Raw genomic sequence first — 14,341 nt, 5'->3', positions numbered from 1 at the left:
GCCCGTGCCCTCGGGGTGCTCAGCAGGCCTGCGCTGTGACCGTGGTCGCAGCGACGGAATCGCTTGCCGTCGCTGCGACGTCCGCGGGGAATTCCACGGGCGCGGCGGCCGTCTCGTCGGCCGCTGTGACGGCGGCGGCCATCGAGAACGAGACGGTCGACGACTCACCTGTCTCCGAGACCGTCTCCACCTCCTTCGTGACGACCCCACCGTCGCGCAGCGTCTGCAGTTCCGCGTCCGTCAGCGGCGCCACCGTCAGGCCGCAGACGGCTTCGTCGGGGGAGGCCGTGGCAGCGGGTATGACGGATGTGGCCGGTGCGGCGACACCGTTCACGGCGGCGACGGCCACGGGGGAACCACCCGGGATGGCGTTCTGCGCCCAGGCGACGCCGGGCACTGCGAGGGCTCCGGCGGCTGCGATGCTCGCGGCGGCGACCGCGATGCGGCGGCGGGTGACGACGTTCTTGTTCATGTGCGGCCTCCTGGCTCGGTGTCGGTGCCCCGGTGGCACCGACACCGGCCAAGCTATGGGCGCGGATATCGGTCCCCGTTAACGAACTGTTAGGGGTTGGTGAGGGTCGTCGGGTGCGGTCTAGCCGTTGAACTCCGCCGGATGCGGTCCGGTCCGTCCGTCGCGGTCCAGTGCATCGATTTCTGCCAGCTCGGCGGCCGAGAGTTCGAAGCCGAGGATGTCGAGGTTCTCGCGGATTCGTGACGGCGTCACCGACTTCGGGATGACGATGCGTCCCTGCTGCAGGTGCCAACGGAGGACGACCTGCGCGGGTGTCCGTTCGTGGGTGGCCGCGATCCGTGCGATCGACGCGTCATCGAGGACCGCGCCCTGCGCCAACGGGCTCCAGGCTTCGGTGGCGATGCCGTGGGCGTCGGCGAACTCGACGACGTCGCGCTGCTGCAGTGCGGGGTGCAGCTCGATCTGGTTGACGGCGGGGACGATCGAGCCGGAATCGAGTACCCGACGCAGGTGCTCGGGCAGGAAGTTCGAGACGCCGATCGCCCGGACGCGTCCATCGGAGTACAGCTTTTCGAGGGCACGCCAGGAGTCGAGGTATCGATCCTGGGCGGGGGCCGGCCAGTGGATCAGGTACAGGTCGAGGTAGTCGAGGCCGAGACGGTCCAGGCTCGCATCGAAGCCCGCGAGAGTGGCGTCGTAGCCCTGGTCGGTGTTCCACAACTTGGACGTCACGAACAACTCGTCGCGCGCGATCCCGGAGGCGGCCAGAGCTTTTCCGGTGCCGGACTCGTTTCCGTAGACAGCCGCGGTGTCGATCGAGCGATACCCGGCGTCGAGTGCAGCGGTCACCGCCGCCGTCGTCTCGTCGTCGGGAACCTGGAAGACTCCGAAGCCGATCTGCGGCATCGTGACGCCGTTGTTCAGGGTGATGCTGGGAACGGTGGACATGATTCTCCTTGGGTGTGGGTGAAGGTCGGTCGGTTGGGGACGGTCAGACACCGGCGAGGTCGCCGGTGCGGGGTGCGAGTTCGACTCCATTGCGGGAGTTCGCCGTTCGGGCCGCGAGTGCCATGACAGCGACGGCGGCCAGGGTGATGGCGGCTCCGGCCCAGATCGGTGAGGTGTAACCGAGACCCGCCGAGATGGTGACGCCACCGATCCAGGCACCGAACGCGTTGCCCGCGTTGAAGGCGCCGATGTTGGCGCCGGACGCGAGAGTGGGAGCCTCGCTGGCGTACTTCATGACGCGCATCTGCAGGCCGGGCACGGTCGCGAACCCGAAGATGCCCATCAGCAGCAGGGACACGACCGCCATCACGGCACTCGCGGCGGTCAGCGCGAAGACGGCGAGGACGACGGTCAACACGGACAGCGCCGCCAGAAGGGTGGCGTCGACGTTGCGGTCGGCGGCCCTGCCGCCCAGCGTGTTTCCGATGAACAGACCCACACCGAACACCATGAGCAGCCACGGCACCGTCGCGCTGTCGAAGCCGCTGACCGACGTGAGGGTGAACGCGATGTACGTGAAGGCGCCGAACATTCCGCCGTAGCCGAGGACCGTGATGGCGATCGAGGCCCACACCTGGCCGGAGCGGAAGGCTCGCAGTTCGCCGCGTAGCCCGGTGGTTCCTGCGGTGCCGCGCTCGGTGACGGGGACCAGTGCGAGGATGCCGACAAGGGCGACGACGCCGATCGCGCTGATCGCCCAGAACGTCGAGCGCCAGCCCGCGGCCTGCCCCAACAGTGTTCCGAAGGGGACACCGAGCACGTTCGCTGCCGTGAGGCCGGTGAACATGACGGCAATCGCGCCCGCCTTCTTGTGGGGCGCAACCATGTCGGCGGCCACGACGGCGCCGATACCGAAGAAGGCTCCGTGGCAGAGCGCCGCGACGACACGTCCCAGCACCATGGTGGGGAAGTCCGGGGCGAGCGCCGAGAGCGTGTTCCCGACGACGAAGAGGACCATCAATCCGGCGAGGACAGGTTTGCGGGGGAGACGGGTGACGGCAGCGGTCAGGACCAGTGCGCCGACCACGACGCTGAGTGCGTAGCCGGAGATGAGCCAGCCCGCAGTGGCCTCGCTGACTGCGAAGTCGGTGGAGACCTCGGGCAGGAGGCCCATGATGACGAACTCGGTCAATCCGATGCCGAACCCGCCGAGAGCGAGGGCTATGAGGCCTATGGGCATGTGGGGTGCTCCTTGAAAGCGCGGTGAGAGCAGATAGGGCGCGTAAGCTGTTAGTTGCAGGCGCTGGATAAATAGTTGCACGCGTAGATATGCCGCGCAAGCAACTATTTGAAGATGTAAGGCTCGTCACCAGGAAAGGGGCATCGTGGGCATCAGGGACGATGCGGTCGAGATCAGGTCGCAGGGGTGGCGGACTCTCGCCGCGCTGCACGGGCTGATCGAGTCCGAACTCGAGCGATCACTGCAGGCAGAGGCCGAGCTCTCGGTCGTGGAATACACGGTGATGGATGCCCTGAGCAGGCAGGACGGCTGGCACATGCGCATGCAGCAACTGGCCCGTGCGGCGGCGCTCAGTGCGAGTGCCACGACCCGTCTGGTGAATCGGCTCGAGGACCGGGGCCTGCTCACCCGGATCCTGTGCGCGGACGACCGGCGTGGGATCTACACCGAGCTCACCCCGGCCGGGCGTGAACTACTCGAGGAGGCGCGGCCTGTCCACGACGCGACGCTCGAGCGCGCGCTCGCCGAGGCGCGAGGGGTGCCCGAACTGGCACCCCTCGTCGACGCGCTGCCGCTGCTGCACGCCGCGCCGTAGGAGGGCGGCGGTTACCCGCCGATGTTCAGCGCCGAGGCCAGCTCTCGCAGCGCCGGCAGCGGGTCGCCCGCCATCGGCAGCACCTGGATCGCGACGTGGTCGGCTCCGGCGTCGAGGTGCGCGGTGAGCCGCGGGGCGATCGCGGCCGCGTCTCCGTGCGCGACCAGTGCGTCGATCACGCGGTCACTGCCTCCGTCGTCGAGCTCCTCGGTCGGGAAACCGAGGCGTTCGAGGTTGCGGCGGTAGTTCCGTAGATGCAGGTACGGGTTCTCGACGGCCTCCCGGCCGGTGGCGCGGGCGGCGTCGGAGTCGGTGCTCAGCACCACCTTCTGCTCGGGAGCGAGCAGTGCGTCCGGGCCGACGATCTCCCGCGCCTGCCGGGTGTGCTCGGGCGTCGTCAGATACGGGTGTGCGCCGGCCGTGCGATCGGCCGCGAGCTGCAACACCTTCGGGCCGAGCGCGGCCAGGACGCGCCGGTGCTTCGGGACACCGGCGTCGTCGAGGACGTCGAGGTACCGAACGAGGGCGTCGTACGGCTTCTCGGCGCCCATACCGGGCACCTCGGGGTGGCCGACGCCGATGCCGAGGACGAAGCGTCCGGGATGGCGGGACTCGATGCGTTGGTAGGACTTCGCGATCTCGTCGGCCGGTGCCGAGAAGATGTTCACGATGCCGGTCGCGACGGTGATCGTCTCGGTGCCGGCGATCAGGTCCTCGACCACCTGCAGGTCGGCGGGGGGAGACCCGCCGGCCCAGATCGCGCCGTAGCCGAGGCGTTCGATCTCGGCGCCCACCTCGGGCTGCAGCCCGAAGGCGTGTCGCCAGACGCCGAACTTTCCGTACGAAGGGGTATCTGCCGTGTCGTGTGTGACCGCTGCCATACCGGTTCCAACCGGACCGGTCGGTGGATCATTCCGCGGTGATCGCCGTCGACTGCGGCGCGGACTGCCGCTGGATTCGCAACCACACCGCGAAACCCCACAGCACGAAGGCCGCGTACACGAGGTACAGCAGGGCCGACGGGTAGTAGCCGCCGCTGAAGAGCAGCGGAACGCCCACGGCGTCGACCCCGATCCAGATCAACCAGAACTCGGTCCACCCGCGCGCCATGCCGTAGGTGGCGAGGATCGAACCGGTGAAGATCCAGGCATCGGGCCACGGTCCCCACGAGCCGAGCATCTCGAACACCTTCGCGAACGCGACGGTGCCGATCGCCATCGTCGCGATCATCCCCACTCGTGCGCGGGTGGGCGCCCAGTGCGGGAGCACCGCCTTGCCGGAGTCGTGCCGCGACTGGAGCCAGCGCGTCCAGCCGTATGCACTCACGGTGATGAACAGCAGCTGGCGGCCGGCCTGGCCGTACAGGTCGAGGTTCTGCGGCGTGTGGAACAGCGCGCCCATGAACACCGTGAACAGCAGCGCGTTGCCGATGATGCCCACCGGCCACGCCCACACGACGCGCTTCATCCCGCCGATCGCCGACGCGATACCGAACGCGTTCCCGACGATCTCGCGCCACAGGATCGTGGCGCCGCCGACGTGGAGTTCGGCGTCGAAGAGCGTCTGGAGGAAACTCACTGATCGCCTGCGGCGACCAACGGCTCGAGTGTCAGCTCCGGCATCTCCTTCTGGATGTACTGCAGCCGCCACTTGTCGCTGAACAGAGCCAACAGCACCCCGTCGTTGCGGGTGAACACCTCGACGCCGCGCTGACGGCCGAGTTCGACGGCGGACTCGGCGTCGGTGCGCCGGGCGAGGGCGTAGCCGAGCGGCTCCATCCGGGCCTCGACGTTGAACTCGGCCTTCATGCGGGCCGCGACCACCTCGAACTGCATGGGACCGACGGCCGCCATGACCGGGGACGCGTCACCGCGGATGTCGTTGCGGAGGATCTGCACGACACCCTCGGATTCGAGCTGGTCGACGGCTCGACGGAACTGCTTGTACTTGCTCGCACTCTCCGCACGCAGCACCGAGAAGTGTTCGGGCGCGAACGACGGGATCGGCGGGAACTCCACCTTCTTCTCGGAGAACAGCGTGTGGCCCGGGGCCAGCGCATTGGCGTTGACCAGGCCGACGATGTCGCCGGGGTACGCGTTCTCGACCGTGTTGCGGTCACGGCCGAACACCGTCAGCGCGTACTTGGTGGCGAACGGCTTGCCGGTTTGCGCGTGCGTGACGACCATGCCGCGCTCGAACACGCCGGAGACGACGCGCATGAACGCCAGGCGGTCGCGGTGCGCGGTGTCCATGCCCGCCTGCACCTTGAACACGACGGCGCTGAACGGGTCGGTGACCTCGCGCGGCTTGTCGGCGACATCCTTGCGGGCGCCCGATGCGGGGGCGAGCGCCACGAGCGTGTCGAGGATCTGACGGACACCGAAGTTGAGCATCGCGGACGCGAAGATCACCGGTGACGTCTGCCCGGCCAGAAACAGTTCCTGGTCGTGATCCTGGCCGCTGGCCGAGAGCAGTTCGCTCTCCTCCGCGGCGGTCACCCATTCGTCGCCCTCACGCTCGAGGGCGGCGTCGGCGTCCATGACCTCTTCGGGCGCGATCTTCGCGCCACCCGCGGTGCGGGTGAAACGGATGTACTCGCTCGGGGCCCCGTCCTCGCCGCGGCGCAGCAGTCCACGGAAATCGCCGGCGATGCCGACCGGCCAGTACAGCGGGGTGGGGGTGAGGCCGATGCGCTCGTCGATCTCGTCGAGTAACTCCAGCGGGGTGCGACCCGGTCGGTCCCACTTGTTGATGACGGTGATGACGGGGATACCGCGGTGGCGACACACCTGGAACAGCTTCAGGGTCTGCGGCTCGAGGCCTTTCGCGGCATCGATCAGCATCACGGCGGCGTCGACCGCGGTGAGGACGCGGTAGGTGTCCTCCGAGAAGTCGGAGTGACCGGGGGTGTCGACCAGATTGACGACGTTGATCTGGTCGTCGGGAGTCTCGTCCGAGTGGTAGTTGAACTGGAGGGCCGTCGACGACACCGAGATGCCGCGGGCCTTCTCCATCTCCATCCAGTCGGAGACCGTGGACTTGCGGCCGGCCTTGCCGTGCACCGCGCCCGCCTCCGAGATCATCTTCGCGTGCAGCGCGAGGGCCTCGGTCAACGTCGACTTGCCGGCGTCTGGGTGGGAGATGACGGCGAACGTCCGTCGCCGGGCCGCCTCACCGGCGAGGTTCTTGGGAGCGGTGGTCGACGCCTTCTCGGCGGTCGTGATCTCGGCCGAGTCGGGCGCGCTGGTCAACGGTGAACCTCTCAGAAGGGAATCGGGGCCGCTACCAGCGTACTCGGGGCGTTCGCCGGAGTAACAGGTCGGCACCGCTTCCGGATATACGTGTCGGAGATCGGCCGCGCAGTCGTAGTGTCCGCACAGGTATCGGCAGGAGCCTGCAGGAGCCTTCGATGAGCAAGTTCACCGACGAGATGTATGCCACCGCCGCGACCAGTGCGCAGGTGTTGATCACGGGTGAGCCCGATGCGCCGCTCCGCCAGTCGTGGGGCGAGGTCCACACGATCGCCCGTCGTATGGCCGGTGCCCTCGCGGATGCGGGTATCGGGTCCGGCGACGCGATCGGTGTCCTCGCCGGCATGCCTGTCGACATCGCGCCCGCGTGCCAGGCGATCTGGATGCGCGGCGGGTCGGTGACGATGCTGCACCAGCCCACCCCGCGTACCGATCTGCAGGTGTGGGCGCAGGACACCGAGGCGATCATCCGGATGATCTCCGCTGCTGCGGTGGTGCTGGGGGCGCCGTTCGAGGCGGCCGTGCCACTGCTCGTCGAGCGCGGCATCAAGGTGGTGACGATCGAGTCGATGCGCGACGGCCACGACATCGACCCCGTCGAGACCGCGGAGTCCGACATCGCGTTGCAGCAGTTGACCTCCGGCTCCACCGGATCGCCCAAGGCCGTGCAACTCACGCACGCGAATTTCTACGCCAACGCGTACGCGATGATCGACCGGGTCGAGTTCAGTCCCGAACGCGATGTGATGATCAGCTGGCTGCCGCTGTTCCACGACATGGGAATGATCGGGTTCCTCACCGTCCCGATGCAGATCGGTGCCACCACCGTCCACATCACGCCGCTCGATTTCCTCCGGACGCCGCTGCTGTGGGCCGAGCTGATAGGCAAATACCGCGGAACCGTCACCGCGGCACCGAACTTCGCGTACTCGCTGCTTGCCCGACGCCTCGCGCAGGCGCCGGCGGGCGAGTACGACCTGTCGTCGATGCGAGTCCTGCTCAACGGAGCCGAGCCGGTCGATCCCGACACCATGATCGCGCTCGCCGACGCCGGTGCCCGGTTCGGGCTGGACCCGCTCGCGCTCGCTCCGACCTACGGAATGGCCGAAGTGACCCTTGCGGTTTCGGTGCCGGAACCCGGCCGAGGGCTCGTCCTCGACCGCGTCGATCCCGATCTGCTGGAGGCCGGCGGACTCGCCGTCCGTTCCACCCGCGCCAATGCGCGCGCGATGGCGACGCTCGGTCCGCTCGTACCGGGACTCGAGGGACGCGTCGTCGCCCGGGACGGGCTGGAACTGCCCAAGCGCGCGGTCGGAGTGATCGAGCTGCGTGGAAAGTCGGTCACCCCTGGATATCTCACCGTCGACGGCCCCGTCGCGACGCAGGACGCGGACGGGTGGATCAACACCGGCGACATCGGCTACTTCACCGAGGACGACCTCGTCGTGGTGTGCGGCCGCGTCAAGGACGTCATCATCATGGGCGGCCGCAACATCTATCCCACCGACATCGAACGGGCCGCCGGATCGGTGTCCGGTGTGCGCCCCGGCAACGCCGCCGCGATCCGACTCGACGCCGGCGACAAGCGGGAAAGCTTCGCGGTTGCCGTGGAAACGAACGCAATCGACGACGCCGACGAGGTCAGACGCATCGAGCGCGAGGTGGCGCACGCCGTCGTCGCCGAGGTGGGGGTGCGCCCACGCACTGTCGCCGTCCTGGGTCCCGGGTCGCTGCCCAAGACGTCGTCCGGCAAGCTGCGGCGGTCGAGTTCCATCGGGCTGCTGTGACGCCAGGCCCCGTCGGACGTCACCGCACCATCAGCACCGCATCCCCGGCGGGAACGAGTTCGCCGATCACCGGCGCCCCGGGGATCTCGCCGGCAACGAGCAGCCCGCCCGACGTCTGGGCGTCCGCGAGCAGCAGCAACTCGTCCTCGCTCACGGACGCTTCCAGGTGCGGGCGGACCCAGTCGAGGTTGCGCCGGGTGCCGCCGCTGACGAAGCCGTCGGCGAGCGCGTCGCGGGCGCCGTCCAGGTACTCGACCGCGGCGGCATCGACGACGGCGGACACCCCGCTGGCGCGGGCCAGCTTGAACAGGTGCCCCAGCAGACCGAAGCCGGTCACGTCCGTCGCGCACGTGATCCCGGCCCCGACGGCGTCGCGGGAGGCTCGGTCGTTGAGCGTAGTCATCGCCGAGATCGCCTGCGGGAACACCTCTCCGGTGTTCTTGTGGCGGCTGTTGAGGACACCGATGCCCAGCGGCTTGGTCAGCGACAGCGGGATGCCGGCGCGTCCGGCGTCGTTGCGCATCAGGCGAGCCGGGTCGGCGGTTCCGGTCACCGCCATGCCGTACTTCGGTTCGGGGTCGTCGACGCTGTGCCCACCGGCCACGTGGCAGCCCGCGGCGGCAGCGACGTCCCGGCCGCCGCGCAGCACCTCCGCGGCCACCTCGTAGGGCAGCCGGTCGATCGGCCACCCCAGCAGGTTGATCGCCACCACCGGAGTGCCGCCCATCGCGTAGACGTCGGACAGGGCGTTGGCCGCGGCGATGCGCCCCCAGTCGTACGGGTCGTCGACGACGGGCGTGAAGAAGTCCGCCGTGCTGATCACCGCCAGGTCGCCGCGCACCTGCACGACGGCCGCGTCGTCACCGTTGTCGAGTCCCACGATCAGCGGGGCCGCGGGTTCGGCGACAGGCGCCGCGACCAGACCGGCCACCACCGACTCGAGCGCTCCCGGCGGGATCTTGCAGGCACATCCGCCGCCGTGCGCATATGAGGTCAGTCTGTCGGTGTGTTGTGCGGAACCCATGGAGGCAGCCTAAGGTCTTTCAGCGGAGGCGTATGGGCACCTGGTGGTCTCCGCGGTCTTCAAAACCGACGTGGCCGAGTATCTCGGCCAGGCGGGTTCGATTCCCGTCCGCCTCCGCCAAAGCCATGAGAAGTGAGGTACCGCGATAGCCGAGCAGCAGACCCGCGAGGCCGATCCGCGCCGGCGCGTCCCGTCCACCGACGCGGTGCTCCGGGACGAGCGGTTGCGCGAGGCGATCGACACGGTGGGCCGCGAGACCGTCAAAGCGGGGATCCGCGCCGCCCAGCAGCAGGTGCGGCAAGGTCTGCTGGCACCCGAGGGCGTCGTCGACGTCGTGCTCGACGGTCTGCCCGCCACGCCGGTGACGCTGACTCCCGTGCTCAACGCGACCGGAGTGCTGCTGCACACCAACCTCGGCCGGGCGCCGCTGTCGACGGCCGCGGTCCGAGCGCTCGAACTGGCTGCGGGCACCAACGATGTCGAACTGGACCTGGTGTCCGGGCAGCGCGGCAAGCGCGGGCGCGGCGCGCTGGACGCCCTCCGGTCGGCGGTGCCCGACGCCGAGGACGTCCACATCGTCAACAACGGCGCGGCGGCGTTGGCGCTGGCCGCCACGGCTCTCGGCGGTGAACGCCGCAACATCGTCATCGCCCGCGGCGAGATGGTGGAGATCGGAGACGGGTTCCGGCTGCCGGACCTGCTGGAATCGACCGGCGCGCGACTGCGCGAGGTGGGCACCACCAACCGGGTGCACCTCGACGACTACGTGCGCGCGATAGACGCGGAGACGGCGTTCGTCCTGAAGGTGCATCCCTCGAACTTCCGGATCACCGGCTTCACGTCGAGCGTCGCGGTCCGCGACCTCGCGGGCCTCGACTGCCCGCTCGTGGTGGACATCGGCTCGGGACTGCTTGCGCGCCACCCGGTATTGCCCGACGAGCCGGACATGGCCTCGACGTTGCGGGCCGGTGCCGACCTCGTGACCGCGAGCGGTGACAAGCTTCTCGGTGGACCCCAGGCGGGGGTGATCGGCGGACGCGCGGAACTGGTGCACCGGCTGCGACGCCACCCGCTGGCGCGTGCGATGCGCGTGGACAAGCTGACGCTGGCCGCGTTCGAGGCGACCCTGCGCGGACCGCAAACACCCACCGCCGCAGCACTTTCCGCGGATGTCGCGGAGCTGCGACGGCGGGCCGAGACGATGGCGGACCGCCTGCGTAGCGCCGGCGTCGACGCGGTGGCCGCCGACTCGGCGGCCACGGTCGGTGGCGGCGGAGCGCCGGGGGTGGACCTGCCCAGCGCGGCGGTGAGTCTGCCCGCGGCGTACGCGGACCTGCTGCGCGCGGGTCGTCCGGCCGTGCTCGGCCGAGTGCTCGACGGCCGGTGCCTGCTGGATCTGCGAACCGTCCGCCCGTCGGCGGACGACGACCTGTATCGGGCGATCCTGGCGGCGCGGTGATGTTCGTCGTCGCGACCGCCGGGCACGTCGATCACGGCAAATCCACGCTGATCCGTGCGCTCACCGGCGAGGAACCGGACCGCTGGGCCGAGGAACGCCGCCGCGGTCTCACGATCGACCTGGGCTTCGCGTCCACGACGCTGCCGAACGGCCGGACCGTCGCCTTCGTCGACGTGCCGGGGCACCGACGGTTCGTGCCGAACATGCTCGCCGGCGTGGGCCCGGTGCCCGCGGTGTTGTTCGTCGTCGCCGCCGACGACGGCTGGATGCCGCAGTCCCAGGAGCACCTGGACGCGCTCGCCGCGTTGGGCGTCCGGCACGGGGTGCTCGTGATCACCCGCAGCGACCTGCTCGACCCCGAGCCGGCGGCCGAGGAGGCGCGGGCGGCGCTGGCCGGAACGTCGCTCGCGCACATCCCGACGGTGGCGGTCTCTGCCGTCACCGGCTCCGGGATGGGCGAATTGCGTTCGGCGCTGGAACGACTCGGGAACGAGCTCCCCGCGGCGGACGTCGACGCGGACGTACGGCTGTGGGTCGACCGCTCGTTCACCATCGGTGGGGCAGGCACCGTGGTGACCGGCACCCTCGGAGCCGGCACCGTGCGGACCGGCGACACGCTGCTCGTGGGCGCGAACGGGCCCCGCGTGGTGGTGCGGGGCCTGCAGTCGCTCGGCCGGGACCGCGCGGAGGTGCCGGCCCCGGCCCGCGTGGCGGTGAACCTGCGCGGCGTCGCCAACTCCGACATCGCACGCGGCGACGCGCTGCTCACCCCCGACCGGTGGTACGAGACCGCCACGGTGGACGTGCAGCTGACGGCGCCCGGAACGCTGCGGGAACACGTCGTCGTGCACTGCGGATCCGCCGCGATCGGCGCTCGCGTCCGACCGCTCACCGACGCGTTCGCCCGGTTGTCGCTCGAGCAGCCGCTGCCCCTGCGGATCGGTGACCGGATGATTCTGCGGGACCCGGACGCCGGGCTCATCCCGTCGGGTGCGGTGGTACTCGATCCCGCACCGCCCGAGCTTCGCCGCCGCGGCGATGCCCGTCGGCGCGCCGAGGTCCTGGCCGCGGCGGCCCCCGACGTCGGCTCGCAGTTGCGCCGACGTGGTTTCGCGCGGGCCCGCGATCTGCGGGCGTGGGGTGTCACCGGTGTTCCCGACACAGCGGGCCCCGGCGACTGGCTGCTCGACCCCGACACGGCACGTTCGGCGGCGGAGAGACTGGGGAAACTGGTCGACGAGCACGCTCGCACGCATCCGCTCGCGCCCGGCCTGCCCGGCGAGGCGGCGCGTCGAGCGCTCGCATTGCCCGACCCGCAGCTGCTGGCCGCGGTGCTCGAACATGCGGACGCCCTCACGGTGGACGACGGCCGGATCGTGCGACGCGACGCCGAGGCCGGGCTTCCGGAGCCCGTCGCGCAGGCGGCCGCCCGATTGCAGCAGCGGTGGGAGGACGAGCCCTTCGTCGCTCCCAGCGCGGGCGAGCTCGCCGAACTGGGGCTCGGGCACCGCGAACTCGCGGCCTGTGCCCGGGCGGGACTGGTCACTCCGCTCGGCGGGGGCGTCTGGCTCGGGGCCGGGGCGGTGGACGCCGCCGTCGAGGCGCTCCGGGAGCTACCGGAACCCTTCACGCCCAGCGAAGCCCGAACTCGTCTGGGAACCTCGCGCCGGGTGATCATGCCGCTGCTCGAGGTCCTCGCCCGAGAGGGGCGGACCCGCCGGACGGGGGAGGACGGTCACGTCGTGGCCTGAGCGGCACGCCGTTCCCGCTGCGGCACCACCGTGTACCGCGGATCGCGTGCCGAGGCCTGCCCGGCGTGGAAGACGGCGAAGCGCGTGCATGCCGATCCCGCGGTCAGCGCCAGGCCCGACAGTGCCGTCACCGCGCGGCTGCGTCGGCCGAGCAAGGCTCCCACCGCGCCGCCCGCGGTGAGGGCGGTCGCAGCGGAGTGCAGACGACCCGCGGTCCCGGTCCGCAGCGGTTCGGCTGTGATGCCCATGCTCCGCTGCATGATCTGCGACGCCGCCAGTTCGAGCGCCGCGCCCCCGACCGCGAGGCGCCGGGCAGGTCCGGACTCGGCGAGCGGTGCCGTCAGCAGGCCCGCCCCGCCCGCGGCCGCGGCCGCGCTGCCGACGAATACGAACGGCAACTCGCGCTTGGCCTCGTGCCAACTGGGCGTCGCGGTGTCGGTGAGCAACACGGCGGTGTACGACGCCACCGCGGGCGCGGTGACCGCGGCCAGGATCCCGGCGGGACGGGTCGCGAACGTCAGCAGCCGGCCCAGCGGTCCCCGCCGGATGGGGCGGGGGAGCAGATCCGCGAACTCGCCGACCGCGGCCAGACCGTTGAACGGTCCGTACAGCGACAGGATCCACGTGCCCACACTCATCGGGGACGTCGGCTTGGCGACGCGGAGCATGTGATGGAACCGGGCCGGGCGGCCCAGGTCGTGGATCAGCGCATACATGCTCGCCACGATGGCGCCGAGGGCGATCACCCGGGCGGAACGCCGTTGGTGCGGGCGCCCGGTCAGATCCGCCCCGGCGGCCAGCAGTGACGAACCGCCGGCCAGCCCGCCGAGGAAGAGGTAGGCGGGAATGTCCGCCTGCCACGGCGACGCCTTCACGATGGGCCGGCCGTAGTAGCTCTCGAACTTGGCGTCGGGCACCATCGCCTGCTCGCCGCGCCCGCGCCGTCCGCGGCGACGTGTCTGCGTACGGTCGGTCATCGGTGTCCCTTTCGACGGCCGGCGAACGCGACGACCGCGCCGCCGAGCAGCGTGGCAGCCGCGACCGCGGCCTGCCGCCACATCCCGGGCAGGTCCCGCGTGGTGACCACCGGGTCCGGGGGCAACCCGTACACCTCCGGCTCGTCCAGTAGCAGGAAGAACGCCCCGGTGCCGCCGACGCCGTCGCCCTCGTCGCGCCCGTACAGCTGGGCGGTCGACTCACCCGCGTCCTGCAGTTGCGCGAGCCGGAGATCGGCGCGCTCGCGCAACTCGTCCAGATCGCCGAACTGGATCGAATCCGTGGGACACGCCTTCGCGCACGCCGGTTCCATCCCGCCCGACAGCCGGTCGTAACAGAGCGTGCACTTCTGGGCCAGGCCCACGGCCGGGTCCCCGGCGGGGCCGTCGCGGCGGTCGATCACGCCGTACGGGCAGGCGGGATGCAGTAGCCGCAGCCGTTGCAGATGTCGTTCTGCACCACGACGGTGCCGAACTCGGTCCGGAACAGCGCGCCGGTGGGACACACGTCCAGACATGCCGCGTGCGTGCAGTGCTTGCACACGTCCGACTCCATGAGCCAGCGGAAGTCCGTGCGTTCGGTGACGTCGGAGTCGGCGCCGGGCAACGACGTCCCCGGCATCCCCAGATCGACGGTCTCCCGCCGTCGCTCGGCCGGCACCGGCTGTTCCACGAAGGCCACGTGCCGCCAGGTCGAGGCGCCGAGCGCCCCGGTGTTGTCGTACGACATCCCGGTCAGCTCGAGCCCGTCCTCGGGGACGGCGTTCCACTCCTTGCACGCGACCTCGCAGGCCTTGCACCCGATGCACACGCTGGTGT

The 14,341-nt window shown here is 70.4% G+C and carries 12 protein-coding genes, 1 tRNA gene and 1 pseudogene; 5 read left to right on the top strand and 9 right to left on the bottom strand.

All coding sequences use genetic code 11. The annotated features are described in order from the left end of the window. Window positions 1-19 precede the first annotated feature (19 nt). From A6I89_RS06375 to A6I89_RS06365, 3 genes are all read right to left on the bottom strand, one after another. Entirely contained in the window at window positions 20-472 is a 453-nt protein-coding gene (locus tag A6I89_RS06375; RefSeq protein ID WP_022594635.1) for a hypothetical protein, read from the bottom strand. 120 nt (window positions 473-592) lie between these two features. Continuing rightward, the gene (locus tag A6I89_RS06370; RefSeq protein ID WP_022594637.1) at window positions 593-1,420 is read right to left on the bottom strand and encodes an aldo/keto reductase; all 828 of its coding nucleotides are present in this window, start codon (window positions 1,418-1,420) and stop codon (window positions 593-595) included. Window positions 1,421-1,463: 43 nt separating this feature from the next. Further along, a complete protein-coding gene (locus A6I89_RS06365; protein WP_022594639.1) occupies window positions 1,464-2,660 on the bottom strand; it encodes an MFS transporter in 1,197 nt (398 codons plus the stop codon). Between the two features lie 145 nt (window positions 2,661-2,805). Between A6I89_RS06365 and A6I89_RS06360 the strand changes: the two genes are divergently transcribed. Beyond that, window positions 2,806-3,255 carry a MarR family winged helix-turn-helix transcriptional regulator gene (locus tag A6I89_RS06360; RefSeq protein ID WP_005514729.1) on the top strand — a complete coding sequence of 150 codons (450 nt, stop codon included), beginning with the start codon at window positions 2,806-2,808 and terminating at the stop codon, window positions 3,253-3,255. Between the two features lie 11 nt (window positions 3,256-3,266). Here the strand turns inward: A6I89_RS06360 and A6I89_RS06355 are convergent, their stop codons facing one another. Genes A6I89_RS06355 through A6I89_RS06345 form a run of 3 tightly spaced genes read right to left on the bottom strand, consistent with a single transcriptional unit; the run spans window position 3,267 to window position 6,506 of the window. Beyond that, on the bottom strand, window positions 3,267-4,136 hold the full coding sequence (locus tag A6I89_RS06355) for an LLM class F420-dependent oxidoreductase (protein WP_022594641.1): 870 nt from the start codon (window positions 4,134-4,136) through the stop codon (window positions 3,267-3,269). Window positions 4,137-4,164: 28 nt separating this feature from the next. Further along, window positions 4,165-4,833 carry a nicotinamide riboside transporter PnuC gene (gene pnuC / locus A6I89_RS06350; RefSeq protein ID WP_022594643.1) on the bottom strand — a complete coding sequence of 223 codons (669 nt, stop codon included), beginning with the start codon at window positions 4,831-4,833 and terminating at the stop codon, window positions 4,165-4,167. Beyond that, window positions 4,830-6,506: a peptide chain release factor 3 gene (locus tag A6I89_RS06345; RefSeq protein ID WP_022594645.1), complete on the bottom strand. Its 1,677-nt coding sequence runs from the start codon at window positions 6,504-6,506 to the stop codon at window positions 4,830-4,832. Before A6I89_RS06345 ends, pnuC begins: the two co-directional genes overlap by 4 nt. A 158-nt stretch (window positions 6,507-6,664) precedes the next feature. Here A6I89_RS06345 and A6I89_RS06340 point away from each other — a divergent pair, with 158 nt between their 5' ends. Further along, window positions 6,665-8,293, top strand: coding sequence for a fatty acyl-AMP ligase (locus A6I89_RS06340; RefSeq protein WP_022594647.1), 1,629 nt, complete (start codon window positions 6,665-6,667; stop codon window positions 8,291-8,293). Window positions 8,294-8,312: 19 nt separating this feature from the next. Here the strand turns inward: A6I89_RS06340 and selD are convergent, their stop codons facing one another. Beyond that, window positions 8,313-9,317: a selenide, water dikinase SelD gene (gene selD, locus A6I89_RS06335; protein WP_022594650.1), complete on the bottom strand. Its 1,005-nt coding sequence runs from the start codon at window positions 9,315-9,317 to the stop codon at window positions 8,313-8,315. A gap of 24 nt (window positions 9,318-9,341) precedes the next feature. Here selD and A6I89_RS06330 point away from each other — a divergent pair. The 3 genes from A6I89_RS06330 to selB all read left to right on the top strand — a co-directional run bounded on the left by A6I89_RS06330 (window position 9,342) and on the right by selB (window position 12,527). Beyond that, window positions 9,342-9,437: transfer RNA gene (locus A6I89_RS06330), tRNA-Sec, on the top strand. Window positions 9,438-9,522: 85 nt separating this feature from the next. Next, complete coding sequence (gene selA / locus A6I89_RS06325) at window positions 9,523-10,776, top strand: L-seryl-tRNA(Sec) selenium transferase (RefSeq protein WP_022594652.1); 1,254 nt, start codon at window positions 9,523-9,525, stop codon at window positions 10,774-10,776. After that, window positions 10,776-12,527, top strand: coding sequence for a selenocysteine-specific translation elongation factor (gene selB / locus A6I89_RS06320; protein ID WP_044990639.1), 1,752 nt, complete (start codon window positions 10,776-10,778; stop codon window positions 12,525-12,527). The genes selA and selB overlap by 1 nt, the downstream gene beginning before the upstream one ends. Here selB and nrfD read toward each other — a convergent pair. Both nrfD and A6I89_RS06310 read right to left on the bottom strand, forming a co-directional pair. Further along, window positions 12,512-13,504, bottom strand: coding sequence for an NrfD/PsrC family molybdoenzyme membrane anchor subunit (nrfD, locus tag A6I89_RS06315; RefSeq protein WP_022594655.1), 993 nt, complete (start codon window positions 13,502-13,504; stop codon window positions 12,512-12,514). The two genes, selB and nrfD, sit on opposite strands and share 16 nt — an antisense overlap. Next, window positions 13,501-14,333, bottom strand: a pseudogene (locus tag A6I89_RS06310) (4Fe-4S dicluster domain-containing protein). The gene nrfD and the pseudogene A6I89_RS06310 overlap by 4 nt, the downstream one beginning before the upstream one ends. Window positions 14,334-14,341: the final 8 nt, after the last annotated feature.

This window comes from Prescottella equi (genome assembly GCF_002094305.1).
In the GTDB taxonomy this organism is placed as follows: Bacteria; Actinomycetota; Actinomycetes; order Mycobacteriales; family Mycobacteriaceae; genus Prescottella; species Prescottella equi.
Note: the sequence above shows the minus strand (reverse complement) of the source record. Positions and strands in the feature narration are given on the sequence as shown.